The following is a 26,504-nucleotide window of genomic DNA, read 5'->3' as shown; positions in this document are numbered from 1 at the left end:
GGCTGCAATTGCCCGGTCGTGTCGACGCGCTGGCTACAACTGCAGGCCACCGCTGGCCTTGTGCAGCTTGCGCAGGTGCTCGCCCAGCAGCTTCAGGTTGGCCTCGTTGGCTTCCAGCTCGGCCAGGCGCTGAGGTTCCAGCAGGCGGCGCACTTCCTCGTCGAGGTCGGCGCTGAGCAGGCTCAGTTGCTGCTGGCGATTGCGGGTTTCGCTTTCCAGGCGCTGCCATTCGCCTTGTTGCGGCAGGCCATAGCCGCCCTCGAGCAGTTCCGCCGGGCGACTGAGAAAGCCGGTGCCGGCGAGGATCTGCTCCAGCGCGTCGCCGGCCTTGTCCAGGTTCGGGTCCTTGGCGGCTCGGCCGGTCAGGTAGCGCTGCTTGAGTTCGTCCTGGGAGAGCAGCAACTGACGGCGCATCGCGGCCTGCTCGAGCAGCAGCATGGCAGCACTGGCGCGCAGGTCTGCCTGTTCGAACCACTGACGACGTTCGCTGGACGGCTGCTCCAGCCAGTCCTCGACGCGCTGTTCACGGATCGGCAGGCGTTGCTGCAATACCTTGAACATGGCCTGGTAGCGGTCGCGGAACGAGTCGAAGCGGTAGCCCAGGCGCAGCGCTTCACGGGAGTCCTCGAGCATGCTGCTGTCGGCCAGGCCGCGTGCCTCGAGCACTTCCAGCAGGCCGATGGGGGTGATGCTGTCGAGATCCTGCAGGCGCGGCAGATCGGTACCGCTACGCAGCAGCTTGAGGGTCTCCACTGCGCAGTTGTTGGAGACGAAGAAGTAGTCGCCGTCGTAACTCCAGTGTTGCTCGACGGCGCGGGCGACCAGTTGCTCGAGGCGTTCGCGGGGCAAGGTCAGCGGCACTGAGGCCAGGCTGCGCAGTTCGACCTTGGTGTACTCCTCGATCACCTGGGCCAGGGGCAGCACGAACAGGCGCGATGGGTAGGCGCCGGTGAGGCCGTCCCAGCTCGACAACTGGACGTCACCGACGAAGGCGCGGTAGGACAGCACCAGGTGCTGGTCGAGATCAAGTCGGCAGTCCGGCCCGCGCGGGCGGCCCGGTGCGCAGATCACCAGGCGCAACATGCTGTGGCCCCAGCGGCTGGCCATGTTCTGGTTGGCTTCGGCGAGCAGATAATCCACCTCGTAGACCCGCTCGGGATCGAGGTTGGCCAGCGCCTGCTTGTCGAAATCGCGGCCTGCATTGAGGTAGGCGTAGCCAGTACCGCAAGGCGCGGCGTTAGCCGGTGACCAGCCGAAATGCTCGCTGAACAGGCGCGCCAGGGAAGGGCGGCGACAGACATATTCGGGGTCGAGGAGAAAGTACTCCATGTTCACCGCGACGAACTCGCGGGCATTGCTCAGTTCGTAGATGTCCGGGCTGCGTGCCACCTGGCCATTGCGCTGGTCGCGTTCACCCCGGGTGCCGACGCGCTGTGGCCAGCCGGCCAGGTCGAGCAGGCGTGGATCGTCGCTGAGGGTGAAGCGGCGCTCGGTCTGGCCACGGCATTCAGCCGGCAGACCGACCGCACCCAGGCTGTGGTTCTGGCGCTGGCAGCGTTGCAGCAGCCTGCGCTGCTCGGCGCCCCAAAAAGCACCGCGATCATAGAGGTGTGTCACTTCATGGAGCACGGTTGCCAGCAATTCGCGGCGCACGGTGCCATGGGGGCGTCCGGTGGCGGCATTCGCTGCGCTGCCGTCGGTGAGAGCGGGCAGGAGGCTGGCATTGAGTTCGACACCGCTGAGGCGCCCGGCGCGACCATAGATTCGCTCGGGCAGTGCGACCCAGCGCACCTTGACGTCACGATCGAGTGCCTCGCGCAGCCGTGCAGGCATGGCCTCCACGGCTTCGTCGAGCAGCGTCTGACTGGCCCGGCGTTCGGCGCTGTTCAGCTGGTTGTCATCCAGCGTCAGTTTGAGCTGGGCGTGACTGGCCGTGCTGACCAGCAAGGCCAGCATCAGAAACCAGCCACGGGGGGCTATCACAGGGCGAGAATGGCTTCGGCCAGTACCTGATCGGAGGCGTTCTGCGCTTCGGGGACCTGGCTGCGCAGGGCGCCGAAGGCGGCTTCAAGCTGGGCACCGCGGATGTCGCCCTGGCTGGCTACGAAGCTGGCGGCGTCGTCACGCGCTTCGACCACCACTTTCATGTCGCGGACCGACGTGGTGGTGTCCGAGGTGAAGTCGATGGTGCGGTCGAGGGCGCGGACGATGATATTGCTGGTGGCCACCAGGGTCTGGGCCTGAACGGCGCCGGCGAACAGGGCAAGGGATGCAGCGGCGGCGAACAACGGACGCTTCATGAACGGTCTCCGAGAGTGGGTGAGAATGAAATTGGAATGGCAGGTTGGACGAGGAACACCTGCCGCAGTTCCAGCGATGACAGCTGTTTAAAGCGCGAGGATGGCCTGCGCCAGTTGGCCGTCGTCGGCTTGCAGGGTCGGCAGGCGGCCGCGGATGTGCTGCAGGGCGGCTTCCAGATGCGCACCACGCAGGGTGCCCTGGCTGGCGACGAAGCTGGCAGCGTCGTCTTTGGCGGCCAGAACGACCTTGTTGTCGACGACCGAGGAGGTCGCGTCCGAGGTGCCTTCGATACTGGCAGCCAGGGCATTGACCAGCGTATCGGTCGTCACCAGAAAGCTGCTGGCAGAGGCGCCAGCGGCCAGGCTGAACAGGCTGAAGAACGCGAGGGTGCGGGCGATTGGCATGGTCTGGGCTCTACGGTTCACTGAAAGGGCGCATTCTAACCGCTCTGCATCGAACCGTTGAAAAAGACCTGCACAGTTTGTGTACGAGCGCCTGCAGCCCCTTGAACGACAAAACCCCGCAGGCGCTGCATGCCGGCGGGGTTTTGCGGGAGAAGCTCAACGGTCGCGATCAACGCCAGAACGGTTTGCTCAGTTCGGCGTAACGCTGGCTTTCGCTGATGCCGGCATCGGCCAGCAGGCGAGTGTCGAGGCGCGCCAGTTGGCGACGGCTGACGATGCGACGCTGCCACAGGAGCAGAGTAGCGAGGAAATTCAGCGGCAGGCTGGTGGCAGATTTGGACGAGTTGTCGACGAGCAGATCGGAACTGAGGGTACGTTCCATGGTGTGCATCCTTCCGCTTTTGGCGGGGTTGGTAAGTTCTGGTGCCTATTTTCGTCCTCGCGTGGGGTTAGCAGTAGTCACAGCTGAAGTAAATAAGCAGCGTACTAGATAGGTTGCTTTGTAACTGTTGCGTCGATTTAGAGCGCAACTGTACCGGTGTTTGTGGATTTGCCGTGACTCGGCAAGTTTGGCAGTGCTTTGACCTGTAAATCGTTAGATTTTCAGTGATAAGGGACGGGTACAGTTTGAATTGTGCGCTGTCGTTGCTTAGCTCATTATTTTTATTTTTGCTTCGCCGAGCCGCTGATGCTCTGGGCTGTGTTTGTTGGCAGAGCATGTGCTAGGAATTGTAGTTATGCGAAAGAAAAGGCGGGGCATTCCCCGCCTCTCTCGTCGGTCGATCAATCGACGGCCTTGAGCATGTCTTCGATGACCTTCTTGGCGTCGCCGAATACCATCATGGTCTTGTCCAGATAGAACAGTTCGTTGTCCAGGCCGGCGTAGCCGCTGGCCATCGAGCGCTTGTTGACGATGATGGTCTTGGCCTTGAAGGCTTCGAGGATCGGCATGCCGGCGATGGGCGATTTGGGGTCGTTCTTCGCTGCCGGATTGACCACGTCGTTGGCACCGAGCACCAGCACCACATCGGCCTGACCGAACTCGGCATTGATGTCTTCCATCTCGAACACCTGGTCGTACGGCACTTCGGCTTCTGCCAGCAATACGTTCATGTGCCCTGGCATGCGTCCGGCTACCGGATGGATGGCGTATTTGACCGTAACGCCCTTGTGCGCGAGTTTTTCGGTCAACTCCTTCAGGGCATGCTGTGCGCGGGCCACGGCCAGGCCGTAGCCGGGAACGATGATCACGCTGTCGGCATTGCCGAGCAGGAAGGCGGCATCGTCGGCCGAGCCCGATTTCACGGGCCGCTGCTCGCCGCTACCCGCTGCCGGGCCGGCATCCGTGGCGCCACCGAAGCCGCCGAGAATGACGTTGAAGAACGAGCGATTCATCGCCTTGCACATGATGTACGAGAGGATCGCGCCGCTCGAGCCGACCAGGCTGCCTGCGATGATCAGCATCGAGTTGTTCAGCGAGAAACCGATGCCGGCCGCCGCCCAGCCCGAGTAGCTGTTGAGCATCGACACCACCACCGGCATGTCGGCGCCGCCAATCGGGATGATGATCAGCACGCCGATGATGAAGGCCAGGGCCACCAGCACGGCGAACGCGGTCAGATTACCGGTGAAGGTGAAGTACAGGCCGAGCGCGAGGATCGCCAGGCCAACAGCCAGGTTGATCAGGTGCTGGCCGGCGAACTGTACCGGCGCACCCTGGAACAGACGGAACTTGTACTTGCCAGACAGCTTGCCGAAGGCGATCACCGAGCCGGAGAAGGTGATGGCACCAATCGCTGCGCCAAGAAACAGCTCCAGGCGATTGCCGTGGGGAATCGGGTCGCTGATCGCTGCGACGATACCCAGGGACTGTGGCTCGACCACTGCGGCGATGGCGATGAACACGGCGGCCAGGCCGATCATGCTGTGCATGAAGGCGACCAGTTCCGGCATCTTGGTCATCTCCACGCGCTTGGCCATGATCGAACCTGCGGTGCCGCCGACCAGCAGGCCGACGATCACGTAGCCGATGCCCTGCACGGCCAGTTCACTGCCGAGTTTGTAGATAAGGCCGAGGGTGGTGAGCACGGCGATGCTCATGCCGATCATGCCGAAGGCGTTACCGCGCCGCGAGGTGGTCGGGTGCGACAGGCCCTTGAGCGCCTGGATGAAGCACACCGAGGCCACGAGGTAGAGGAGGGTGATCAGGTTCATGCTCATCGATTACTTCTCCACCGGGGCTTTCGGGGCCTTCTTCTTGAACATTTCCAGCATTCGCCGAGTGACCAGAAAGCCACCGAAGACGTTGACCGCCGCGAGGGCCACGGCCAGGGTGCCCATGGTCTTGCCCAGGGGGGTGACGGTCAGTGCGGCGGCGAGCATGGCGCCGACGATGACGATGGCGGAAATCGCGTTGGTCACGGCCATCAGCGGGGTGTGCAGGGCCGGGGTGACGTTCCATACCACGTGGTAGCCGACATAGATGGCCAGCACGAAGATGATCAGGTTGTAGATGCCGTCGGAAATCAGATCCATCGGAGTGATCCTTTTTGTAGTGATTGACCCTCTCCATGAGGAGAGGGAGGCCATCATTTATTGATGCGCACGATCTCGCCGTCTTTGCACATCAGGCAGGCAGCGACGATGTCGTCTTCCAGGTTGAGGTGGAAGGCGCCTTTCTCGTCGATCACCAGCTTGAGAAAGTCGAGCAGGTTGCGGGCATACAGCGCCGAGGCATCGGCGGCGACCAGGGCCGGCAGATTGCCGTGGCCGACCAGGGTTACGCCGTGCTTGATCACCACCTTGTCCAGTTCCGTCAGCGGGCAGTTGCCGCCCTGAATGGCGGCCAGATCGATGACGACCGAGCCCGGTTTCATTTCGGCGACGGTGGCTGCGTGCAAAAGCGTGGGCGCCTTGCGGCCTGGAATCAGCGCCGTGGTGATGACGATGTCGGCCTGTTTGGCCCGTTCGTGCACGGCCCTGGCCTGGCGCTCCATCCACGAGGCGGGCATCGGGCGGGCGTAACCGCCGACGCCTTCGGCGCATTCGCGCTCCTCATCGGTCTCGAACGGCACGTCGACGAACTTGGCACCTAGGGATTCGATCTGCTCCTTCACCGCAGGACGCACATCGGAAGCCTCGATCACCGCGCCCAGTCGTTTGGCCGTGGCGATCGCCTGCAGGCCGGCGACCCCGGCACCTAGGATCAGCACTCGAGCGGCTTTCACCGTACCGGCGGCAGTCATCAGCATCGGCATGAAGCGCGGGTAGTGGTTGGCTGCCAGCATCACCGCCTTGTAGCCGGCGATGTTGGCCTGGGACGACAGCACGTCCAGGCTCTGGGCGCGGGAGGTACGCGGCGCCGCCTCCAGAGCGAAGGCGGTGATGCCGCGCGCGTTCATGCGTTCGATGGTCTCGACGCTGAACGGGTTGAGCATGCCGACCAGCACGGTGCCGGGCTGCATGCGCGCCAGCTCGGTGTCGTCCGGCGCTACCACCTTGAGGATCAGGGCTGCGCTGAATGCTGTCGTGGCATCGCCAATGCTCGCACCCGCCGCTTCATAGGCGCTGTCGGTAATGCTGGCTGCGATGCCGGCACCGCTTTGAACGGTGACCTGATGGCCCTGGCCTATCAGCTTCTTGATGGTTTCCGGCGTCGCGGCAACCCGCGTTTCGCCTGCATGGGTTTCGAGAGGAACACCAATGTGCACGCTTGCATCTCCTGCGATCGTTGCAGATTCACCCGGGGGCGACGGAGGTACGGTATCGACTAAAGTCGATAGCCCGCATTCTGCAAAGGAAGGGGATCAGTAAGCAATATTCATGGAGCGTTTATTTGTCATGACTACAAGTTATCGGAGATATTGTTATTTTTCATGCGGAATTATTCGGATAAATAATCGAATTATGTAGGCAATGTCTGAGATTAAGGCGTTATTAGGAATAAATGTCTGAAAATATGATAGTGAGCTAACGGCGAGCCTGCGACGCGGTGTCACACCGTTCAATATCATTTACGGGGCATTGAACAGGTTTTTAGGTCGTTATGTAGCGTTATTATGTTTTAGCTACAAGGTGCGGAGGCCCTATTGCTGGGCATTGGAGCCTGGGTGTCGCTTCGCTCGCCGTCAGGCCACTAGGGTGTTGAGGGGGTGGCTTGCCAAAGTCGATGGGAGGGAGGGGATGTCAGTGGGAGCAGGCGGAAAGCTATGTATGAGGCGTGCAGCCGAATGGCACGCCTGCGGGGTGATCGCTAACGTCGCCCGGGTTGAACGAAGCGATGCCCGGGCGCAGTCCTGGCCCGATCAGCCCGTACGCCAGGTGATTTCCTGCACGCCGTCGGCGCTGATGCGCAGCCACTGATCGGCCTGCTCATCGCTTTCTTCCTCTTCCCAGCTGCCAGGTGCGCAGCGGATTTCCACGTCCAGTACGGCGTAGGCCGCCTGGGCGCAGGCCAGGTCATCCTGCCATGGCGTGGCGTCGCTCTCCAGGTACAGGCTGTGCCATTTGCCCACGGCCTTGGGCAGCCAGGTCACCGGGACTTCGCCGGCGCGGCACTGGAAGGTCTGACCTTTCTGTTGCCACTCGGAGCAGGGGCCCAGGGCCTGTGTCAGCCAGGCGGCGATGGCCTGGTGATCGGCGTCCTTGAGGTATATCTCGATATCCGGTTGGCGCATTTTCATCCTCATCTCGATCTGCTGCGCGTCGACCCTGCCGCGTTGAAAGCAGACTCGGAAGTCGTTTGCGACTAACGCACTTCAGTGCGGCCCCGAAGGGGCGAACGAAGTGAGTCATGCTCATGTACAAAAGTACACTCCGCTTCCTCGTCTGTTTTTGCGGGGCCGCCTAGGCATTGTAGGGCTCCAGCTCGCAAGATCGTGCACAGGTTTTTAGGGGGCGTCACGCTCGATCCAATCGTAGCGGATGGCGACGGTCACTTCGAAGCTTTCGGCAATCACCGCAGCGCGGCGTTCCGCGCTGGCGCGCCAGCCATGGGGTGTCATCGCCAGGAGGTCGGCCCGCGCCTCTGGCGTGGCGAGCAGCAGCGGGAAGCTCAGGGTTTCGCTGTGCGCCAGGTGCATGCCCGGCGGGATCAGCTCGAGGTGTTTCTGGTCATCGTAGTCGCGCACCTCATCGTAGAGCTGCTGACGAAGCTCTATCAGGTGGTCGCGAGTCGGCCCCATGCGCAGCAGGCCGCCACCGGGGGCGAGCAGGCGTTTGGCCTCCTGCCAGTCCAGTGGGCTGAATACGCTGGCCAGCAACTGACAGCTGGCGTCGGCCAGCGGCACGCGGGCCATGCTGGCGATCAACCAGCTCAACTGGGGGGCACGCTTGCAGGCACGCTTCACCGCTTCACGGGAGATATCCAGGGCATAACCATCGGCCTCTGGCAGCGCCTCGGCGATCTGCGCGGTGTAATAACCTTCGCCGCAACCGATATCCAGCCACTGCTGCGGGCCGTAACCGGCTGCCAGCTGTGCCAGTCTGGCGGCCAGCGGCGCGTAGTGACCGCCATCGAGAAAGCGTCGGCGTGCCTCGACCATGGCGGCATTGTCGCCCGGGTCACGGCTGTTCTTGTGCTGTACCGGCAGCAGGTTGAGGTAACCCTGGCGCGCACGGTCGAAGCGGTGGTTGGCCGGGCAGGCCACGCCGTTGTCGACGGCCTGCAGCGGCGCCTGGCAGATCGGGCAACTGAGCATCAGGCGAGCAGCTTGACCAGGGTCTGGTAGTAGATCTCGGTGAGTACATCGAGATCGCTGGCCAGTACCCGTTCATTGACCTGGTGAATGGTCGCGTTGACCGGGCCGAGCTCGACCACCTGGGTGCCCAGGGTGGCGATGAAGCGCCCATCGGACGTGCCGCCGCTGGTGCTTGGCGTGGTTTCGCGACCGGTCACGCTACGGATGCTGGCGCTGACCGCATCGAGCAGCGCGCCGGGCTCGGTGAGGAATGGCAGGCCCGACAGCGCCCATTCGATGTGATAGTCCAGGCCGTGCTTGTCGAAGATGGCGTTGACCCGTTGCTGCAGGCCTTCGACGGTCGATTCGGTGGAGAAACGGAAGTTGAACACCGCGCTCAGCTCGCCAGGAATGACGTTGGTCGCACCGGTGCCGGCATTCAGATTGGAAACCTGGAAACTGGTCGGCGGGAAGAACGCATTGCCGTCGTCCCAGTGCTCGGCGGCCAGTTCGGCCAGGGCCGGGGCGGCCAGGTGAATCGGGTTCTTCGCCAGGTGCGGGTAGGCCACGTGGCCCTGGATCCCGCGTACGGTGAGGGTCGCCCCCAGGGAGCCGCGGCGGCCATTCTTCACCACGTCGCCGACCAGCGACGTGCTCGACGGTTCGCCAACGATGCACCAGTCGAGGCGCTCGTTGCGCGCGGCCAGTCGCTCGACCACGGCCTTGGTGCCATGGTGGGCGGGGCCTTCTTCGTCGCTGGTGATCAGAAAGGTGATACGGCCCTTGTGGTTCGGGTGCTCGGCGACGAAGCGCTCGACGGCGATGATCATCGACGCCAAGCTGCCCTTCATGTCGGCGGCGCCACGGCCGCAGAGCATGCCCTGCTCGTCGATCAGCGCTTCGAACGGGCCGTGCTGCCAGGCCTGCACCGGGCCGGTGGGCACCACGTCGGTGTGGCCGGCGAAGCACAGCACCGGACCGTCCTGGCTGCCATGGCTCGCCCAGAAGTTGTCCACGTCCTCGATGCGCATCGCTTCGATGGCAAAACCCAGGGCCGCGAGACGACGCATCATCAGCTCCTGGCAGCCTTCATCCAGTGGCGTGACGGATGGCCGGCGAATCAGATCGCAGGCGAGCTCGAGGGTGGGGGACAGGGCCGTCATGGGAACTCCGGTAAAGTAATGCTCGTAAAGCAGTGCAGGGCGGGAAGGGCGCATAGCTTAAAGCAAAACGCGCCTGCCTCGTAGGCGTTCGGCCTTTTCGCGCAGGATGTAAAGGCTCCGGGGTGTTCGTGCGGTTGCCGCTCACCAGCCCGAAAAAGAAAACGGCGGCCAATTGGCCGCCGTCGTCGTGTCGCTCACCGGTATCAGGCGTTTTCGGCCTCGCTCTGCACCACGGGAATCTCCAGCGGTTTGGGCTGCGAGGAAAGCAGTGCCATGATCAGCGCGGCCAGGTAAGGCAACGACTGCACCAGCAGCATGACCACCCAGAACTTCACGTCGTAGCTGGGCAGGCCCTGAACGATGGCGATACCCAGCGCGCCGCCCCACAGCAGGAGCATGATGAAGACTTCTTCGCGAGCTTCCGCAAGGGCCACCATCAGGCCATGGCTGGAGCGCATCTTCGGCGTACGGAAGAACGGGATGCTCTTGGTGAAGGCCCCGTACAGCACCGCCTTGGCAATGGTGTGCGACAGCGCCAGCCCGGCCACCGCCGCGCAGGCCGCATCCTTGAGGTTGACCCCCACTGCCCGCTGATACAGGAAGATGATCTTGCCGACCTTGAACAGGAACAGGGCCAGGGGCGGAATCGCGAAGATCAGCAGCGGTGGGTCGACCCGTTGCGGCACGATGATCATCGCTGCCGACCAGAGCAGGGCACCAGCGGTGAAGAAGATGTTCAGGCCATCGGCGACCCACGGCAGCCAGCCCGCGACGAAGTGATAACGCTGGCCGCGCTTGAGTTCGCTGCCTTTGCCAGCAAGCAGTTCGCGGGCGTGCCCCTTCATGATCTGAATGGCGCCGTAGGCCCAGCGGAAGCGCTGCTTCTTGTAGTCGATGAAGGTATCCGGCATCAGCCCCTTGCCGAAGCTGTCATGGGCATAGGCGGCCGAATAGCCTTTCTCGAACACGCGCAGGCCGAGCTCGGCGTCTTCGCAGATGGTCCAGTCGGCCCACTTCAGTTCGTCCATCACGGTGCGGCGAATCATGGTCATGGTGCCGTGCTGGATGATCGCGTTGCGGTCGTTGCGAGTCACCATGCCGATGTGGAAGAAGCCCTTGTACTCGGCGTAGCAGAGCTTCTTGAAGGTGCTTTCCTCACCGTCGCGATAGTCCTGCGGCGATTGCACCACGGCGATCGACGGATCGGCGAAGTGCGGCACCATGTGCTTGAGCCAGTTGCGGTCGACGCAGTAGTCGGAGTCGATCACCGCCACCACTTCGGCATCCGGCGCGGTGTGCGGCAGGATGTAGTTCAGCGCGCCGCCCTTGAAACCATGCAGCGGCGCCACGTGGAAGAAGCGGAAGCGTGGGCCGAGCTCTTCGCAATAGTCGCGCACCGGCTCCCACACCGCGGGATCCTTGGTGTTGTTGTCGATGATCAGGACTTCGAAGTCCGGATAGTCGAGGTTGGCCAGGGCATCCAGGGTCTGTTTGACCATCTCCGGCGGCTCGTTGTAGCACGGCACGTGGATCGACACCTTGGGGCGGTAATCGCTGTCGCCGAGCACCGGCGTGAAGGGCCGCCGTCGTTGCGTCCACACCGTCTCGGCCAGTTCGTGGGCCTCGGTGAGCAGGACGATGAACACGCCGATGGCGCCAATGCCGAGCAGCAGCCCGACCAGCATGCTGAACCAGGTGCTGTACTGCTGGCTGTAGTCGTAGCCGATCCACACCAGTGCCGAGCCGCCAGCGAACGCGACGAAGGTCAGGAAGGTGCGCCCACGCTGGTGCAGGGCACTGCCGTCGATGAGCATCAAGGCCAGGGAAAGCAGCGCCATGACCACCGAGGCAACGGCCAGCAAGCGCCATTGCGGAATGGCAACGACCGGCCCTTCGAAGTTGAATTTGGGATTGCGGTCGAGGTTGTAGACGCCCCAGTAGGCGCCCACGGAACCTTCGTCACCGGCTTTCCACGGCTGGTCGAACGCCTCGATCACGAAGTAGTTGTAGCCCTGGGCGTTCAGCGTGGTGACCAGGGTCCGCAGGTAGATGGCCTGGTCCGCCTGGGTCGCTTCGGCGCCACCGCGCACGCGGCCATTGCTCGGCCAGCCGACCTCGGAGAGCAGCAGTGGTTTTTTCGGGAACAGCTTCTTCAGGTCACGGGCGCGATCGAGGGTGAACTGCGTGGAATCCTGCATGCGCATGAATTCCCAATACGGCAGCACGTGGGCCGCGATCAGGTCCGCGTGGTCGGCCAGCTCCGGGTATTCCTCCCAGATGTGCCACTGCTCGGAGGTGGTGACCGGCACCTTGACCGCCGAGCGCACCCGATCCATGTAGGCGGTCAGCTGCTTGACGGTAACCTCGCGGCGGAACAACGCCTCGTTGCCGACCACTACGCGCACGACGCTGCGCGAAGTATTGGCGATCTCGATGGCCTTGGTGATTTCGCGCTCGTTGCGCTCCTCGTCAGGGCTGATCCACACCCCCAGCGTCACGCGCAGGCCGAACTCCTCGGCGAGCAGTGGAATTTTGTCCAGAGCATCATCCACCGAATAGGTTCGGATGCTGTCGGTCTGCTTGGAAAGCAGTTCGAGATCCGTGCGCATTTCCTGGTCGCTCGGGTAGACGCCCGTTTGCGGGTTCTGCCCCTGGCGGAATGGCGAGTAGGAATAACCGGAAATCTGCTCGGGCCAGTCCGGCGCGGTGACCGGGCGGTTGTAGAGCGCCCAGATACCGGTGAACAGGGCGGCAATTGCCAGAAATACAACCAGATTGAGGACGAACTTGCGCGAAAGCATGCTGTGTCAGGTTCCGTAAGGTGGAACGGGGAGAAGACCGGCGAACGCCGATTGGCGCGCATGCTACTCCGTCGATGAATGACTGTATAGCACAGCCCTGAGTGCTTGCCTGAGCTGGCGTGTCAGCGTTTCCAGCGGCTCTTGGCGCTGCTGCGCGATGCCTGCCCGATGGTGCTTGGGATGAGCGCCCAGGCTACCTATAATGCGCGCCCACCAAGAGGAGCCCGCATGTCGTTCGATGAGCAACGTTTCGCCGGAATTGCCCGGTTGTATGGCCGTGAAGGCGCAGAGCGGCTGGCTGCTGCCCACGTGGCGGTGGTCGGTATCGGCGGCGTCGGCTCCTGGGTGGCCGAGGCGCTGGCGCGCTCCGGGGTGGGCGAGATTTCCCTGTTCGACCTGGATGATGTCTGCGTCAGCAACACCAACCGGCAGGCCCATGCCCTGCAGGGCCAGGTCGGCCGCGCCAAGGTCGAGGTGATGGCCGAGCGTCTGCGGGCCATCAACCCGGCCTGCGTGGTGCATGAGGTGGCCGACTTCGTGACCCGTGACACCATGGCCGATTACATCACCGTCGAGCTCGACGCGGTGGTCGACTGCATCGATAGCGTGGCAGCCAAGGCGGCGCTGATCGCCTGGTGCAAGCGCCGCAAGATCGCCATTGTCACCACCGGTGGTGCGGGGGGGCAGATCGATCCGAGTCAGGTTCAGGTCGGGGATCTGAACAAGACCTTCAATGATCCGCTGGCAGCCAAGGTGCGTTCTACGTTGCGCCGCGATTACGGCTTCTCCCGTACGCCGGGGCGCAACTACAGCGTGCCCTGCGTGTTCTCCACCGAGCAGTTGCGTTACCCCGGCGCCGATGGTGGGATTTGCCTGAGCAAGGCCTTCGTCGGCGACGGCGTGAAGCTCGACTGCGCCGGTGGCTTCGGCGCGGTGATGATGGTGACCGCCACCTTCGGCATGGTCGCCGCCGCCCGCATCGTCGATCGTCTTGTAGCCGGAGCACGGCGGCCTTCCGAACGGCCCGTGGCGAACGCCTAAGTCGGCTCGATCAACTGGCGCATCTGGCGCACCACCGCGTTCATGCCATTGGCGCGCGAAGGTGAGAGCTGTCGGGACAGACCAAGGCTGTCGAACCACTCGGCGATATTCAGGCTTGCCAGTTCGTCGGCGCTCAAGCCATCGACGCGAGCCAGCAACACGGCCAGCAGGCCGCGGATGAGGCGGGCATCGCTGCTGGCGCGGAAGTGCCAATGGCCGTCGCGGACTTCGCCACTCAGCCACACCTGACTTTCACAGCCGTGCACACGGTCGGCATCGCGCCGCTCGGTCAAGGGTTCCAGACGCTCGCCCCACTGCATCAGCAGGCGTGCACGCTGCTCCCAGCCGGAACATGCGCTGAACGCGTCGAGGGCTTCACGGGCATGGTCGGGCAGGCTCATCGCAGCAGCTCCAGCGCCTTGTCCAGCGCGGCGAAGAAGCGCTGCAGATCGCTTTCGTCGTTGTACAGGGCGAGGGACACGCGGATCGCGCCGTTCACCCCCAGCCGTTGCAGCAGCGGCATCGCGCAATGATGGCCGACCCGTACGGCGATGCCTTGCTCGGTGAGCAGGTGGGCAAGGTCGCCGCTGTGCACGCCGTCTACGGTAAAGCAGACCAGCGCCGTTTCCGGCTCGCCGAGCAGGCGCAGGCCCGCGTAGCCGTGCAGGCCGGCCAGCAGCATGCGGTGCAACGCGGCTTCGTGGTTGCCGATGGCTTGGGCATCGAGGCTGCCGAGGTAATCCAGGGCCGCGCCAAAGGCGATGACTCCGGCTACCGGTGGCGTACCGGCTTCCAGGCCGAGCGGCGCGTCGCGAAAGGTCGAGGCGAGATAACCCGCCTGCTGCACCATCTCACCGCCGAACTGCCAATGCTGCAGGCGCTGCAGTGCGCCGCGCCGGCCATAGAGCAGGCCGACGCCATCCGGGCCATACAGCTTGTGGCTCGAGCAGACGTAAAAGTCGCAGCCCAGAGCCTGCATGTCCTGGCGATCATGCACGACGGCCTGGGCACCGTCCACGACCGTCAGGGCGCCGCCGTCGCGAGCCTGCTGGATCAGCGTGTGCATCGCCTGCCTGCGGCCCAGCACGTTGGACAATTGGCTGACGGCGAGTAGCCGGGTGCGCGGACCGATGAGGGTGGTCGCCTGCTGCAGGTCGATATCACCCTGGGGCGTCAGTGGCAACACCACCAGCTTCAGGGACCTGCGCGCTGCCAACTGCTGCCAGGGGAGCAGGTTGGCGTGGTGCTCGGCGGCGCTGACGACGATCTCGTCGCCAGCCGCGAACAGGTGTTCCAGCCCATAGGCGAGCAGGTTGAGGGATTCCGTGGCGCCGCGGGTGAAGATGATTTCCTCACGGTCGGCGGCATTCAGCCAGCGGGCAGCCTTGTCGCGGGTTGCCTCGAAGGCCCGGGTGGCGCGCTCGCCGGGCAGGTGCTGGGCGCGGTGCACATTGGCGGCTCCGCCGGCGTAGTAGGCCAGCAAGGCATCCAGTACCGTCTGCGGTTTCTGCGCCGTGGCAGCGCTGTCGAGGTAGGTCTGGCCTTCGCGGTCGAGTGCCAGCAGGCCGGGAAAATCGGCGCGCCAGGGGGAAATCAGGGTCATCCGGATCTCGTAACGCTAAATGTGAAAACGGGCTGTGCCCGCGAAGACCGATAGTCTAACGCGCACACAGCCCGCTCGGGCGAAGCCTGGGCTCAGTTGTGAGCGTGCAGGGCTTCGTTCAGCTCGATGGCCGACTTGTTGGTCTTGCACTCCACCGCGCCACTTTGCGAGTTGCGACGGAACAGCAGGTCGGCCTGACCCGCCAGGTCACGACCCTTGACCACCTTGACCAGATTGTTCTGGTCGTCGAGCAGGGCGATCTTGGTGCCAGCGGTCACGTACAGGCCGGCTTCGACGATGTTGCGGTCGCCCAATGGGATGCCGATGCCAGCGTTGGCGCCGATCAGGCAGCCTTCACCCACGGAGATGACGATGTTGCCGCCACCGGACAGGGTGCCCATGGTCGAGCAGCCGCCGCCCAGATCCGAACCCTTGCCGACGAATACGCCAGCGGAAACGCGGCCTTCGATCATGCCGGGGCCGGCGGTGCCGGCGTTGAAGTTGACGAAACCTTCGTGCATCACGGTGGTGCCTTCACCGATGTAGGCGCCCAGGCGGATACGTGCGCTGTCGGCGATACGTACGCCGGTGGGCACCACGTAGTCGGTCATTTTCGGGAATTTGTCCACCGAGAAGACTTCCAGCAGGTCGCCTTTCAGGCGCGCTTCCAGCTGGCGCTCGGTCAGTTCGAGCAGATCCACGGCACCCTGGCTGGTCCATGCAACGTTGGGCAGCAGCGGGAATATGCCGGTCAGGTTCAGGCCGTGGGGCTTGACCAGGCGATGGGACAGCAGGTGCAGCTTGAGGTAAGCCTCGGGGGTGCTGGTCAGGGCGGCATCTTCGGCCAGCAGGGTGGCGACCAGCGGCTTGGCGCTTTCCGCCAGGCGGGTGAGCAGGGCGCTCTGTACCGCGTCGATGTGTTTCAGGGCACTGGCCAGTTCACCGGCCTGCTGGTTGGTCAGCGCGATGGCCTGGTTGCCGCCGCTGTAGCCGAGCTTTTCGGTGACCTTGGCGACCAGTTCGGCGCTCGGGTTGAGCAGGGGCTGTGCGTAGAATACTTCCAGCCAGGTGCTTTGACGGTTTTGGGTGCCGACCCCGAAGGCCAGGCTGAACAGGGTGTTGGACATGGGCTTTTCCTTGCAACGAATTCGATTGAGGTGACTATCAGGCCAGTTCGGCGGCATAGCGCTCGGGTTTGAAGCCGACCAGCCTACGCGTGCCCAGATCCAGCACGGGGCGCTTGATCATCGACGGTTGGGCCAGCATCAGTTCGATGGCCTTGGCCTGATCGAGATCGCTCTTCTGGGCGTCGTCGAGTTTGCGGAACGTGGTACCGGCGCGGTTGAGGATGGTTTCCCAGCCGTGCTCGTCACACCACTTCTGCAGGTTGCCGCGGTCGATGCCGGCGGTCTTGTAATCGTGAAACTGGTAAGCGATACCTTGCTCGTCGAGCCAGGTGCGGGCCTTCTTCATGGTGTCGCAGGCCTTGATCCCATAAAGGACGTTACTCATTGATTTCCCTCGGAAGGATTCCACTCGTCGAATCCTCCTCAATACCTTGTTAATACCGAGCGGTGGATTATGCCACGTCGACTCGCCTTGCGGCGCTGTCAGGGCACAAGTCGGTCCGCACGCGTCGTACGACGCGTTAGAATGCAGGGCCCATGCGAGCCATGCGGTCTTGTTCGTAAAGGATTTCCCCCGCCATGCAGCTTCTCTACACCATCCTGATCATGTTGCTGGTGGTCAGCGGCACCCGTATCAGCGCCCAGTTCATTCCGCTGCCACTGCCGATCCTGCAGATTCTCATCGGTGCACTGCTGGCTATACCGGTACTGGGGCTGCATGTACGGCTGGACCCCGAGCTGTTCCTCCTGCTGTTCATCCCGCCGCTGTTGTTCGTCGACGGCTGGCGCATGCCCAAGGGGCAGTTTCGCAAGCTGCGTACACCGATCCTGTTTCTGGCTTTCGCTCTGGTGTTCTTCACCATTGTGGGTGCGGGTTATTTCATTCATTGGTTGCTGCCTCAGGTGCCACTGGCGGCTTGCTTCGCGCTGGCGGCAGTGCTGTCGCCAACCGATGCAGTGGCGGTGTCGGCGATCGCTCACGGTCGCCTGCCAGGCACCCTGAACAACCTGCTGCAAGGCGAGGCGCTGATGAACGACGCCTCGGGCCTGGTGGCCTTCAAGTTCGCCGTGGCGGCGACCCTGACCGGGGTGTTTTCCCTGGGCGACGCCAGCCTGCAGTTCGTCCTGGTGGCCGTCGGCGGGCTGCTGATCGGTATGGCGCTGAGCTACCTGCTGGGCCGCTTGCGGGCCTGGATGATCGCCCGTGGCTGGGAGGAGCCGGCGCCCCACGTGCTGCTGATGCTGTTGCTGCCTTTCGCCGCCTACGTAGCCGCCGAGCATCTGGGACTGTCGGGCATTCTTTCGGCGGTTGCCGCCGGCATGATGCAGAGCCGTCTCGATCTGCTGCCACGGCAGACCACCACACGCCTGCTCAATCGCGGTGTGTGGGCGATGCTCGAATTCACCTTCAACGGCCTGATCTTCCTGCTGCTTGGTCTGCAGTTGCCGGACATCATCAAGGCGGTCATCGGTGATCACGCCGACGCCTGGCAACTGCTGTTGCCGGCGTTGGGCTATGTGCTGGCGGTGTACGGGGTGTTGATGGCGCTGCGTTTCGTCTGGGTCTACAGCTACTGGCGTACCTCGGGCATGCTGCGGCGCTGGCGCGGCAAGTCGACCCGTTTCGCCGGGCAGTCGCGCCTCGCCCTGACGGCCGTACTGACCCTGGGGGGCGTACGGGGCGCGGTGACGCTGGCCGGCGTGATGTCGTTGCCACTGTTGCTCAACAATGGCCAGGCGTTTCCCGAGCGCGACCTGCTGATCCTGATCGCCGCGGGTGTGATCCTGGTGTCGCTGCTGGTCGCCAGCGTGGCATTGCCGAGTCTGCTGCCGCTGCTGCCCCAGGACAACGTGGCGCGCCAGGAGGGCGAGCTCAATCGGCACCGCGCTCAGGTGCTGCAGGCGGCCATTCGCTGCCTGGAGGCCGACGATGAAAAGGCCACGGATACCGACGGTGCGATCGCTGCGGCCGAAATCCGCGCCAAGCTGATGAGCGAGTACCGCGACCTGCTCGAGCGCACCCGTACGCGCCGTGCCGAGGAGTCGCGTGACTATCAGCGTCAGGCCGACCAGTTGGAGTACCGCATGCGTCTGCATGCACTGCGCACCCAGCGTCTGGAGCTGTACCGGATGCGCAAGGAGAACCAGTTGGACGATGACATGCTGGCGGAAATTCTTCGCGACCTGGATAACGCCGAGGCGCGTCTGCTCAAGGGTTAGGGTTGGTAATGCTTCAGCTCCCGGGCTATCAGCAGACGCTGGATCTCGCTGGCGCCCTCGTAGATCTGCGTGATGCGCGCATCCCGGTAGTAACGCTGCACCGGGAAGTCCTCCAGGTAGCCGTAGCCGCCATGCACCTGCAGCGCCTTCGAACACACGCGCTCGGCCATTTCCGAGGCGAACAGCTTGGCCTGGGAGGCTTCCGACAGGCACGCCTGACCGGCACTGCGCAGGCGGGCGGCATGCAGGGTCAGCAGGCGTGCGGCGTTGATCTGGGTGTGCATGTCGGCGAGCAGGTTGGCGATGCTCTGATGCTCGCCAATGGGCTTGTCGAACTGCACCCTTTCACGGGAGTAGAGCAGCGCCGCCTCGAAGGCTGCGCGGGCGATACCCACCGCCTGGGCGGCAATGCCGATGCGCCCGCCCTCGAGATTGGACAAGGCGATACCCAGCCCCTTGCCGCGCTCGCCGAGCAGATTGCTGGCGGGGATGCGGCAGTTCTCCAGGGCGATGGCGCAGGTATCCGAAGCGCGAATGCCCATCTTGTGTTCACTGCGTTCGATGCGAAAGCCGGGGGTGTTGGTCGGCACCAGAAAGGCGGAAATGCCCTGCTTGCCAAGCGCGGCATCGGTAACCGCGAAGACGATGGCCAGACCGGCGCGGCGGCCATTGGTGACGAACTGCTTGGCGCCATCGAGGACCCAGTGGCCGTCGCGCAGTTCGGCACGGGTACGCAGGTTGTGGGCTTCGGAACCCGCCTGGGGTTCGGTCAGGCAGAAGCAGCCGATCACTGCGCCGTTGGCCAGGCGCGGCAGCCATTCGTTCTTCTGGGCGTCGTTGCCATGGTTGAGCAGCGGGCCGCAGCCCACCGAGTTGTGCACGCTCATCAGGGTGCCGGTGGCGGCATCGGCGGCTGAGACTTCCTCGATGGCCAGGGCGTAGGCCACATAGTCGAGGTAGCTGCCGCCCCAGGTATCCGGGACGACCATTCCCAGCAGACCCATTTCGCCCATCTGGGCCACTACCGCGTCATCGATCCAGCCGGCCTTTTCCCATGCTTCGGCGTGGGGGGCGATGGCGCGCCGGGCGAACTGCCGGGTGCAGTCGCGGATCATGCGTTGTTCGTCGTCCAGTTCGATGTCGTGCATAGCGACCTCTCTATTGTCATTGACCCGCGCCGGATCACGGCGAGCGGGCAGGTGCGGCCCTCACGGATCACGTGGCTGGCCTGACTACAGGGTCGCCCAGGAACGGGCTAATCGCAAACGCCGGAGTGCGCGCGGTGACGGTCGTCACGGCGCTGTAGGGGCTGCTGACGTTTCGACGCGGCCTCGCGTGAAACGTCAACAGGCCCTGGCGCTCAGTTCTGCTGGCGCAGTTGGTCGAGCAGGTTGCTGTCCGGGTAGCCATCGGCTGGCCAGCCCAGGTGCAGCTGGAAGGCACGGATCGCCTTGCGGGTGTTGGCGCCGATGATGCCATCGGCATGACCGGAATCGAAACCACGGGCGCTCAGGCGCTCCTGTAGCTCGACACGCTCGCTGCGACCCAGCTGCCGATCGCCTTCCGGCCAGGTGCCTTGCACGCCACCGCCGCCACGCAGGCTGTCGGACAGCAGCCCGATCGCCAGCGCGTAGGAGGTGGAGTTGTTGTAGCGCAGGATGCTGCGGAAGTTACCCATCAGCAGGAATGCCGGGCCACGGTGGCCTGCGGGCAGCAGCAAGGTGGCGCTGGCGTCGTCACGAGGCGTGTTCAACGGTTGGCTCACCGGGTGAATGCCCAGGGCACGCCATTCGCTGAGGCTGCGGCGTACTTCCGGGTCGGCCAGGGCGTAGTCGAAGCCCTGCGGCAGCTCGACCTCGAAGCCCCAAGGCTGACGCAGTTGCCAGTTGGAGCCTTGCAGGTAGTGAGCCGCCGAGGCCAGCGCATCGGCCGAGGACGTCCACACGTCGCGCTTGCCGTCACCGTCGAAATCCACCGCGTGTTCGTTGTAGGTGGTGGGCATGAACTGGGTCTGCCCCATGGCTCCGGCCCAGGAGCCGACCAGGCTTTCCGGGGCGATGTCGCCGTGTTGGAGAATCTGCAGCACGGCCAGCAACTGGCTGCGCCAGAACGCCTGACGTCGCCCCTCATAGGCCAGCGTGGCCAGGGAGCGCACCACGTTGTGGCTGCCGATGTTGCTGCCGAAGTTGCTTTCCATGCCCCAGATGGCGACCAGGGTCTCTGCGTCGACGCCATAGCGCTGCTCGATCTGATTGAGCAGGGCACGGTTTTGCGTCAGCAGGATACGACCGCGAGCGACACGGCTGGGGGAGACGGCACCGTTGAGGTACTCCCACACCGGGCGGCTGAATTCGGGTTGGCTGCTGTCGGCCTTGACCACGTCCGGGTTCGGCACGACGCCAGCGAAGGCACGGTCGAACAGGGTCGGGCTGATGCCGGCGGCGATCGCGTCGCTGCGCAACAGGTCACGCCATTGTTCGAAGCTCAACTGCTCCTGAACGGGCTGGGTGAATGCGGCGTTGGTCGGGGTATTGCCCTGCGTAGCGCTCGGGGTGGCCAGGGGCTGGGCAGGGGCATCGGCACAGGCCGTGAGCAAAAGCAGGAAGCTGGCCGCAGCGGTGGCAGGCAGGCCGCGAATGAACAGGTTGGGCATGGTCATCTCAACACGTTTTGCAGGCGACCACCTTAGCACGGATGAGCGGTAATGCGGGCTGTGCGAGTGGTCAGGCCGCCTTTTTCGACAGCCCCAGAAACGAAAAAGCCTCCCAGTTCTGCTGGGAGGCTTGGCGGCGGTAGCTGCCTTTTCCTTTGCCGGGGCGTTCCTGGCGTGAGCGGAACAGCGGCTGGGCGATGATGGATTTGGCCTTGTTCGGGCGTGCTTTCTTGCTCATGGCAGGTCCTCGATCAGTGCTCGCGCCGGTGCGAGCGGCAGCAATGATGCGCCGCTGCGGGAGCCATGTCCATACGCGCTGGAGGCTTCAGGTGCCGAGCTTGAGACGCTGGCCGGCCATCATCAGCACCAGGCGCGACAGGCTCGCCCAGGGATCGCCCGCCGCCTGGCCCTTGACCTGGGCATCGATCTGCTGGGCATCCATCAGCAGCGCATTCCAGCGTGCCGGCGAGTGACGTTGCAGGGCTTTGCTCACCAGCGGTCGACGCTTGTCCCAGACCGGCGGGCGGGCCGAGGCGAAGGCCTTGTCCAGCGGGATGCCCTGGCTGAACTGGTAGGACAGGTTGGCCAGCTGGCGCAGCTCGCGGGCCAGCATCACCACGATGAACAGCGATTCCTGGCCTTCGCCACGCAAGCCATCGAGCATGCGCAGGGCATGGGCGGCTTCGCCATTGAGGATGGCATCGATCAGGCCGAAAACGTCATAGCGGGCACTGTCGGCTACGGCCGCCTGAACGGTGCCAGCATCGATCTGCTGGCCATCGGCGAGCAGCTTGAGTTTCTCGATTTCCTGGGCGGCGGCCAGCAGGTTGCCTTCTACCCGGGCGGCGATCAGGTCCACCGCGTCGGCAGTGGCATTCATGCCCGACTGGGCCAGGCGCTGACGAATCCATTGCGGCAACTGGTTGGCGTCCACCGGCCAGATCTGCACGAACTGGCAGTGCGGGCCATCGATCAGAGCCTTGGCCCACTTGGTCTTCTGCGCGCTGCCATCGAGTTTGGGCAGGCTGATCAGCAGCAGGGTGTCTTCCGGCGGCCGGCCAAGATACTCGATGATCGCTGCAGCACCCTTGTCGCCTGGCTTGCCATTGGGAATGCGCAGTTCGATGACGCGCTTGTCGGCGAACAGCGACATGCTGGCGCCGGCTTCATAGAGCATGCCCCAGTCGAAGTTGGCCTCGGCGTGAAACACCTCGCGCTCGGTGAAGCCTTGAGCACGACTGGCACTGCGGATGGCATCGGTGGCTTCCTGGCAGAGCAGCGCTTCGTCGCCGCAGACCACGTAGACCGGAGCCAGGGAACCCTGAAGGTGTTTGCCGAGTTGGGCGGGGGGGAGTTTCATGAGTTTCTAAACCTAAGGGCCGAAGGAGCGACCCCATCCGTCTTGGAGCCGGGGCCCGATTTTCGACGAGCCTTCACGCGCACTGGCAGCGCAATGGCTAAAGCAGCCGTTCGCCGATCCACTGTGGGAGCGCGCCATGCGCGCGAAAAATCGCGGGCATGGCCCGCTCCCACAGATACTGCGCCGATAAGCGCTTGCGCCTTATTGCCGTCGATCCATAGGGATACGGGTTCTCTTTGCCAAGTACACCAAGATCGCGAACAAGGTTCTTACTGCACCGGCAGTTCGATGGGCGACTGCTGCGGCTGTGCGGCTTCGCGTTGGCGTGCAGCTTCCAGGGCTTCGGCTTCAGCCTTGGCCTTGGCTTCAGCGGTTTGCTGCAGTGCGTCGAGCTGCTCCGGAGTGATCTGCTGCAGGCGCTGGGCCAGTTGCTGTACCAGGTCACGACGCATCTCGGTGCGCAGTTGCGCCGATTCCTGATCGTTGCTGATCAGGTTGTTGGAGTCCTGCACGTAATAGGTTTGCACTTCGAGCTGGTTGCTCAGCAGCAACAGATCCTTGGCACCGCGAATCTCGTAGTTCAGGGTCATGGTGCGCTCGTACTCGGCGCTGCGCGCGGAGCTGGTGTAGCTGGCGGAGCGCTGTCTTTCCTGTTCGTTGGCCAGGTACAGCTTGTAGGCGGCCCCCGGGAACACGCGCACGCCGTTGTTCTCCAGCACTTCGCGTACGTCACGTACGGTATCGCCGTAGCTGTCCCGGGCGCTGACCTCCAGCTCCTTCAGGGCGAACTGCACGTCACCGGTGCCGCGCAGCTGGAAGCCGCATGCGCCGAGCAGGCCAGCCAGACCGATTACCAACAGATTGCGCTTGATCATCTCGTTATCCCCTTGTCCCGCCGGCTCCGCTGGCCAGCATGGGCAGGCACGGGTGCCTGCGTTGCCGATACGTTGACCCGGTGCCGGCAGCATGCCGACACCTCAGTTGTCGCCTCAGTTGGCGACGATGTTGACCAGCTTGCCGGGCACCACGATGACCTTGCGGATCGTCAGCCCTTCGGTGAAGCGTTGTACGTTTTCGTTGCTGCGCGCAGCGGCTTCGACCGCTTCGCGGCTGGCGTCGGCCGGCACGTCGATCTGGCCGCGCAGCTTGCCGTTGACCTGAATCACCAGTTGCAGGCTGTCCTGCACCAGAGCCGATTCGTCCACGGCTGGCCAGGAGGCGTCGATGATCGCTTCCTCGTGACCCAGCTCCTGCCACAGTTCGTGGCTGATGTGCGGGGTGATCGGGGCGAGCAGCAGGGCGACGGTTTCCAGGCCTTCCTGAAGCAGTGCGCGCTGCTGGTCGGTGTCCTGAGGCGCCTTTTCCAGCACGTTCATCAGGGTCATCACCTGAGCGATGGCCGTGTTGAACTTGTGGTGCTGGCCAACATCCTGGGAAGCCTGCTTGATCGCCAGATGGATGGCGCGGCGCACTTCCTTGCCCGCGTCGTCCAGCCTGGTGGTATCCAGCACCCCCGGCAGGCCCTGGCTGACGTGGCTCTGGGCCAGGCGCCAGACACGGCGCAGGAAGCGGTTGGCGCCTTCGATGCCGGCGTCGGACCATTCGCAGCTCATGTCCGGCGGCGATGCGAACATCATGAACAGACGGCAGGTATCGGCACCGTAGGCATCGATCATCGCCTGGGGGTCGACGCCGTTGTTCTTCGACTTGGACATCTTCTCGGTGCCGCCGATCTCTACCGGCAGGCCGTCGCTTGCCAGCTTGGCAGCGATCACCTTGCCCTTGGCATCACGCTCGACGGTGACATCGGCCGGGTTGAACCAGTCCTTGCCGCCGTTATCCAGGGTGCGGTAGTAGGTTTCGGCAACCACCATGCCCTGGGTCAGCAGGTTCTTGAACGGCTCGTTGGACGACAGCAGGCCTTCGTCACGCATCAGCTTGTGGAAGAAGCGCGCATAGAGCAGGTGCAGAATCGCGTGTTCGATGCCACCGATGTACTGGTCCACCGGCAGCCAGTGGTTGGCTGCGGCCGGGTCGACCATGCCGCCGGTGTAGTGTGGCGAGGCGTAGCGTGCGAAGTACCAGGACGATTCCACGAAGGTGTCCATGGTGTCGGTTTCACGCTTGGCCGGTGCGCCGCATTTCGGGCAGTTGCATGCGTAGAACTCGGGCATGCGTGCCAGGGGCGAGCCGGCGCCGTCCGGCACCACGTCTTCGGGCAGCACGACCGGCAGTTGATCTTCCGGCACCGGCACGTCACCGCAGGTATCGCAGTGGATGATCGGGATCGGGCAGCCCCAGTAGCGCTGGCGGCTGATGCCCCAGTCGCGCAAGCGGAACTGGGTGCGCGATTTACCCAGCTCCTTGCGGATCAGCGCCGCCTCGATGGCGTCGAATGCGCCTTCGAAGTCCAGGCCGTCGAATTCGCCGGAATTGATCAGTTGACCATGTTCGTTGTACGCGGCCTGCCAGGGTGCAGGTGTTTGGTCACCGGCACTGGTCCGTACCACGGCCTTGATCGGCAACTGGTACTTGATGGCGAATTCGAAATCGCGCTCGTCGTGAGCGGGTACGGCCATGACTGCGCCGTCGCCGTAGTGCATCAGCACGTAGTTGGCGACCCAGACCGGCAGCTTTTCGCCAGTCAGCGGGTGTGCGACGAACAGCGAGGTCGGCCGGCCCTTCTTCTCCTGGGTGGCAACGTCGGCTTCAGCCACGCTGCCGCCTTTGCATTCGGCGATGAACGCTTGCAATTCGGGGTCGTTCTGCGCCGCCAGGGTGGCCAGCGGATGTTCGGCGGCCACGGCGACGTAAGTCGCGCCCATCAGGGTATCGGGGCGGGTAGTGAACACCTTCAGGGTGCCGGTTTCGCCGATGGACGCCTGATCGTAGGGGAACTGGACTTCCATGCCGCGCGATTTGCCGATCCAGTTGCGCTGCATGGTCTTGACCTGTTCAGGCCAGCCATCCAGTTCATCCAGACTACTCAGAAGTTCATCCGCGTAGGCGGTGATCTTGAAGTAGTACATGGGGATTTCGCGCTTCTCGATCACCGCGCCGGAACGCCAGCCGCGGCCGTCGATGACCTGCTCGTTGGCGAGCACGGTCTGGTCGACCGGGTCCCAGTTGACGGTGCCGTTCTTGCGATAGATCACGCCTTTTTCGAACAGGCGGGTGAACAGCCATTGTTCCCAGCGGTAGTAGTCCGGCTTGCAGGTGGTGACTTCACGGGTCCAGTCGATGGCCAGGCCCAGGCTCTTGAGCTGGGTCTTCATGTAATCGATGTTTTCGTAGGTCCACTTGGCCGGCGCCACGTTGTTCTTCATCGCGGCGTTTTCCGCCGGCATGCCGAAAGCGTCCCAGCCCATGGGCTGCAGGACGTTCTTGCCCTGCATGCGCTGGTAACGCGCTATCACGTCGCCGATGGTGTAGTTGCGCACGTGCCCCATGTGTAGCTTGCCGCTCGGGTAGGGGAACATCGACAGACAGTAGAACGTCTCCTTGCCGGGCTGTTCGCTGACTACAAAGGAGTTCTGCGAATCCCAGTGGGATTGCGCGGCGGCTTCGATTTCGCGTGGCTGATACTGTTCGTGCATGGCTACTTTGCGCTAGGGAAAGGGGCTTTCGGGAAACGCCGTAGCATACATGACCCCCCTTGACGGAGGGAAACGCTGATTGCTCTGTCGGGCGGGGGCATCACCGTTTGTCGCGGTACCCGGCTCTCTGCGGAGCGAACGCTAAGCTTGCCTGATGGCGTCCAGCCACGAGGTGTGCGATGGGGCATTCGACAGGTATTGAAAACCAGGACGATCCTTACGGACGATTGCTGCAGCGGCTGACGCTGGCGCTCGATGATGCCGACAGTCTGGCGCGTCTGTCCGACAAGCCGTCCGGGGATATGGAGGTGCGCGGTCTGTCCGTTGCCGAGCTGGAACTGATCAGGGCCTATCTGGCCAGTGATCAGGACTGGTTGAAGGGCTGGCACGCCACTGCTGCGCAGCAGTATCGCTCAGGCATGGTGAGCCTGGAGCCACTGGCGCCTCCGTTCAAGCGCCACCAGGTTTCTCATCCGGGCCAGCCATGGCGGCCATCCGCGGTGGTTCTGCCCGAGGCGTAGCTGCTGTCGACATCGCTTCTGCGTCTCGACGATTGC

The 26,504-nt window shown here is 63.8% G+C and carries 24 protein-coding genes; 3 read left to right on the top strand and 21 right to left on the bottom strand.

Features of this window, described 5'->3' with window-relative positions:
• Positions 1-33 precede the first annotated feature (33 nt).
• The 11 genes from ACT9T4_RS15410 to ACT9T4_RS15360 form a co-directional block, all read right to left on the bottom strand.
• Positions 34-1,956, bottom strand: a complete 1,923-nt coding sequence (locus ACT9T4_RS15410) for a DUF7844 domain-containing protein (protein ID WP_499117784.1) — start codon at positions 1,954-1,956, stop codon at positions 34-36.
• Positions 1,957-1,979: 23 nt separating this feature from the next.
• Entirely contained in the window at positions 1,980-2,300 is a 321-nt protein-coding gene (locus ACT9T4_RS15405) for a DUF2388 domain-containing protein (RefSeq protein WP_042555127.1), read from the bottom strand.
• 87 nt (positions 2,301-2,387) lie between these two features.
• The gene (locus ACT9T4_RS15400; protein WP_042555128.1) at positions 2,388-2,705 is read right to left on the bottom strand and encodes a DUF2388 domain-containing protein; all 318 of its coding nucleotides are present in this window, start codon (positions 2,703-2,705) and stop codon (positions 2,388-2,390) included.
• 169 nt (positions 2,706-2,874) lie between these two features.
• The gene (locus ACT9T4_RS15395; protein WP_042555129.1) at positions 2,875-3,087 is read right to left on the bottom strand and encodes a DUF1127 domain-containing protein; all 213 of its coding nucleotides are present in this window, start codon (positions 3,085-3,087) and stop codon (positions 2,875-2,877) included.
• A 401-nt stretch (positions 3,088-3,488) separates the two neighbouring features.
• Complete coding sequence (locus ACT9T4_RS15390) at positions 3,489-4,925, bottom strand: NAD(P)(+) transhydrogenase (Re/Si-specific) subunit beta (RefSeq protein ID WP_042555130.1); 1,437 nt, start codon at positions 4,923-4,925, stop codon at positions 3,489-3,491.
• 3 nt (positions 4,926-4,928) lie between these two features.
• Positions 4,929-5,240: an NAD(P) transhydrogenase subunit alpha part 2 gene (locus ACT9T4_RS15385; RefSeq protein ID WP_042555131.1), complete on the bottom strand. Its 312-nt coding sequence runs from the start codon at positions 5,238-5,240 to the stop codon at positions 4,929-4,931.
• A 53-nt stretch (positions 5,241-5,293) separates the two neighbouring features.
• Complete coding sequence (locus tag ACT9T4_RS15380; RefSeq protein ID WP_499117781.1) at positions 5,294-6,415, bottom strand: Re/Si-specific NAD(P)(+) transhydrogenase subunit alpha; 1,122 nt, start codon at positions 6,413-6,415, stop codon at positions 5,294-5,296.
• A 594-nt stretch (positions 6,416-7,009) separates the two neighbouring features.
• Positions 7,010-7,381 (bottom strand): hypothetical protein, encoded by a 372-nt coding sequence (locus tag ACT9T4_RS15375; protein WP_499117833.1) that lies wholly within the window; start codon positions 7,379-7,381, stop codon positions 7,010-7,012.
• A gap of 213 nt (positions 7,382-7,594) precedes the next feature.
• Positions 7,595-8,404, bottom strand: coding sequence for a putative RNA methyltransferase (locus ACT9T4_RS15370; RefSeq protein ID WP_179537495.1), 810 nt, complete (start codon positions 8,402-8,404; stop codon positions 7,595-7,597).
• The gene (gene dapE / locus ACT9T4_RS15365) at positions 8,404-9,546 is read right to left on the bottom strand and encodes a succinyl-diaminopimelate desuccinylase (RefSeq protein WP_042555134.1); all 1,143 of its coding nucleotides are present in this window, start codon (positions 9,544-9,546) and stop codon (positions 8,404-8,406) included. Before dapE ends, ACT9T4_RS15370 begins: the two co-directional genes overlap by 1 nt.
• Before the next feature lie 203 nt (positions 9,547-9,749).
• A complete protein-coding gene (locus ACT9T4_RS15360; RefSeq protein WP_042555135.1) occupies positions 9,750-12,347 on the bottom strand; it encodes a glycosyltransferase in 2,598 nt (865 codons plus the stop codon).
• Between the two features lie 228 nt (positions 12,348-12,575).
• Here ACT9T4_RS15360 and tcdA point away from each other — a divergent pair, with 228 nt between their 5' ends.
• On the top strand, positions 12,576-13,388 hold the full coding sequence (gene tcdA, locus ACT9T4_RS15355) for a tRNA cyclic N6-threonylcarbamoyladenosine(37) synthase TcdA (RefSeq protein ID WP_042555136.1): 813 nt from the start codon (positions 12,576-12,578) through the stop codon (positions 13,386-13,388).
• On the opposite strand, the gene ACT9T4_RS15350 is transcribed toward tcdA, so the two are convergent.
• The 4 genes from ACT9T4_RS15350 to ACT9T4_RS15335 form a co-directional block, all read right to left on the bottom strand.
• On the bottom strand, positions 13,385-13,789 hold the full coding sequence (locus ACT9T4_RS15350) for a SufE family protein (protein WP_499117777.1): 405 nt from the start codon (positions 13,787-13,789) through the stop codon (positions 13,385-13,387). The genes tcdA and ACT9T4_RS15350 overlap by 4 nt on opposite strands.
• Entirely contained in the window at positions 13,786-14,991 is a 1,206-nt protein-coding gene (locus ACT9T4_RS15345; RefSeq protein WP_499117776.1) for an aminotransferase class V-fold PLP-dependent enzyme, read from the bottom strand. Before ACT9T4_RS15345 ends, ACT9T4_RS15350 begins: the two co-directional genes overlap by 4 nt.
• A gap of 92 nt (positions 14,992-15,083) precedes the next feature.
• The gene (gene dapD / locus ACT9T4_RS15340; protein ID WP_499117774.1) at positions 15,084-16,118 is read right to left on the bottom strand and encodes a 2,3,4,5-tetrahydropyridine-2,6-dicarboxylate N-succinyltransferase; all 1,035 of its coding nucleotides are present in this window, start codon (positions 16,116-16,118) and stop codon (positions 15,084-15,086) included.
• Positions 16,119-16,155: 37 nt separating this feature from the next.
• Positions 16,156-16,503, bottom strand: coding sequence for an ArsC family reductase (locus tag ACT9T4_RS15335; protein WP_042555140.1), 348 nt, complete (start codon positions 16,501-16,503; stop codon positions 16,156-16,158).
• Positions 16,504-16,697: 194 nt separating this feature from the next.
• Here ACT9T4_RS15335 and ACT9T4_RS15330 point away from each other — a divergent pair, with 194 nt between their 5' ends.
• The gene (locus ACT9T4_RS15330) at positions 16,698-18,338 is read left to right on the top strand and encodes a Na+/H+ antiporter (RefSeq protein WP_499117772.1); all 1,641 of its coding nucleotides are present in this window, start codon (positions 16,698-16,700) and stop codon (positions 18,336-18,338) included.
• Here ACT9T4_RS15330 and ACT9T4_RS15325 read toward each other — a convergent pair.
• The 6 genes from ACT9T4_RS15325 to leuS form a co-directional block, all read right to left on the bottom strand.
• Positions 18,335-19,486 carry an acyl-CoA dehydrogenase family protein gene (locus tag ACT9T4_RS15325; RefSeq protein ID WP_042555142.1) on the bottom strand — a complete coding sequence of 384 codons (1,152 nt, stop codon included), beginning with the start codon at positions 19,484-19,486 and terminating at the stop codon, positions 18,335-18,337. The two genes, ACT9T4_RS15330 and ACT9T4_RS15325, sit on opposite strands and share 4 nt — an antisense overlap.
• 212 nt (positions 19,487-19,698) lie before the next feature.
• Entirely contained in the window at positions 19,699-20,991 is a 1,293-nt protein-coding gene (locus ACT9T4_RS15320) for a lytic murein transglycosylase (protein ID WP_042555143.1), read from the bottom strand.
• A 70-nt stretch (positions 20,992-21,061) separates the two neighbouring features.
• A complete protein-coding gene (gene arfA, locus ACT9T4_RS15315) occupies positions 21,062-21,229 on the bottom strand; it encodes an alternative ribosome rescue factor ArfA (protein WP_499117769.1) in 168 nt (55 codons plus the stop codon).
• Between the two features lie 87 nt (positions 21,230-21,316).
• Positions 21,317-22,351 (bottom strand): DNA polymerase III subunit delta, encoded by a 1,035-nt coding sequence (holA, locus tag ACT9T4_RS15310; RefSeq protein WP_179537501.1) that lies wholly within the window; start codon positions 22,349-22,351, stop codon positions 21,317-21,319.
• Positions 22,352-22,620: 269 nt separating this feature from the next.
• The gene (locus ACT9T4_RS15305) at positions 22,621-23,226 is read right to left on the bottom strand and encodes an LPS-assembly lipoprotein LptE (protein WP_042555347.1); all 606 of its coding nucleotides are present in this window, start codon (positions 23,224-23,226) and stop codon (positions 22,621-22,623) included.
• A gap of 114 nt (positions 23,227-23,340) precedes the next feature.
• Positions 23,341-25,947 (bottom strand): leucine--tRNA ligase, encoded by a 2,607-nt coding sequence (leuS, locus tag ACT9T4_RS15300; RefSeq protein WP_499117766.1) that lies wholly within the window; start codon positions 25,945-25,947, stop codon positions 23,341-23,343.
• A 179-nt stretch (positions 25,948-26,126) separates the two neighbouring features.
• On the opposite strand from leuS, the gene ACT9T4_RS15295 reads away from it, so the two are divergent.
• Entirely contained in the window at positions 26,127-26,468 is a 342-nt protein-coding gene (locus ACT9T4_RS15295; protein WP_179537503.1) for a hypothetical protein, read from the top strand.
• The last annotated feature ends 36 nt before the right edge of the window (positions 26,469-26,504 follow it).

The organism is Pseudomonas sp. SZ40 (assembly GCF_052958135.1).
Note: the sequence above shows the minus strand (reverse complement) of the source record. Positions and strands in the feature narration are given on the sequence as shown.

Coding starts and splice junctions, on each gene's coding strand:
- ACT9T4_RS15410 (WP_499117784.1), bottom strand. CDS start 1,956: ATGCTGGCCTTGCTGGTCAGCACGGCCAGTCACGCCCAGCTCAAACTG.
- ACT9T4_RS15405 (WP_042555127.1), bottom strand. CDS start 2,300: ATGAAGCGTCCGTTGTTCGCCGCCGCTGCATCCCTTGCCCTGTTCGCC.
- ACT9T4_RS15400 (WP_042555128.1), bottom strand. CDS start 2,705: ATGCCAATCGCCCGCACCCTCGCGTTCTTCAGCCTGTTCAGCCTGGCC.
- ACT9T4_RS15395 (WP_042555129.1), bottom strand. CDS start 3,087: ATGGAACGTACCCTCAGTTCCGATCTGCTCGTCGACAACTCGTCCAAA.
- ACT9T4_RS15390 (WP_042555130.1), bottom strand. CDS start 4,925: ATGAGCATGAACCTGATCACCCTCCTCTACCTCGTGGCCTCGGTGTGC.
- ACT9T4_RS15385 (WP_042555131.1), bottom strand. CDS start 5,240: ATGGATCTGATTTCCGACGGCATCTACAACCTGATCATCTTCGTGCTG.
- ACT9T4_RS15375 (WP_499117833.1), bottom strand. CDS start 7,381: ATGCGCCAACCGGATATCGAGATATACCTCAAGGACGCCGATCACCAG.
- ACT9T4_RS15370 (WP_179537495.1), bottom strand. CDS start 8,404: ATGCTCAGTTGCCCGATCTGCCAGGCGCCGCTGCAGGCCGTCGACAAC.
- dapE (WP_042555134.1), bottom strand. CDS start 9,546: ATGACGGCCCTGTCCCCCACCCTCGAGCTCGCCTGCGATCTGATTCGC.
- ACT9T4_RS15360 (WP_042555135.1), bottom strand. CDS start 12,347: ATGCTTTCGCGCAAGTTCGTCCTCAATCTGGTTGTATTTCTGGCAATT.
- tcdA (WP_042555136.1), top strand. CDS start 12,576: ATGTCGTTCGATGAGCAACGTTTCGCCGGAATTGCCCGGTTGTATGGC.
- ACT9T4_RS15350 (WP_499117777.1), bottom strand. CDS start 13,789: ATGAGCCTGCCCGACCATGCCCGTGAAGCCCTCGACGCGTTCAGCGCA.
- ACT9T4_RS15345 (WP_499117776.1), bottom strand. CDS start 14,991: ATGACCCTGATTTCCCCCTGGCGCGCCGATTTTCCCGGCCTGCTGGCA.
- dapD (WP_499117774.1), bottom strand. CDS start 16,118: ATGTCCAACACCCTGTTCAGCCTGGCCTTCGGGGTCGGCACCCAAAAC.
- ACT9T4_RS15335 (WP_042555140.1), bottom strand. CDS start 16,503: ATGAGTAACGTCCTTTATGGGATCAAGGCCTGCGACACCATGAAGAAG.
- ACT9T4_RS15330 (WP_499117772.1), top strand. CDS start 16,698: ATGCAGCTTCTCTACACCATCCTGATCATGTTGCTGGTGGTCAGCGGC.
- ACT9T4_RS15325 (WP_042555142.1), bottom strand. CDS start 19,486: ATGCACGACATCGAACTGGACGACGAACAACGCATGATCCGCGACTGC.
- ACT9T4_RS15320 (WP_042555143.1), bottom strand. CDS start 20,991: ATGCCCAACCTGTTCATTCGCGGCCTGCCTGCCACCGCTGCGGCCAGC.
- arfA (WP_499117769.1), bottom strand. CDS start 21,229: ATGAGCAAGAAAGCACGCCCGAACAAGGCCAAATCCATCATCGCCCAG.
- holA (WP_179537501.1), bottom strand. CDS start 22,351: ATGAAACTCCCCCCCGCCCAACTCGGCAAACACCTTCAGGGTTCCCTG.
- ACT9T4_RS15305 (WP_042555347.1), bottom strand. CDS start 23,226: ATGATCAAGCGCAATCTGTTGGTAATCGGTCTGGCTGGCCTGCTCGGC.
- leuS (WP_499117766.1), bottom strand. CDS start 25,947: ATGCACGAACAGTATCAGCCACGCGAAATCGAAGCCGCCGCGCAATCC.
- ACT9T4_RS15295 (WP_179537503.1), top strand. CDS start 26,127: ATGGGGCATTCGACAGGTATTGAAAACCAGGACGATCCTTACGGACGA.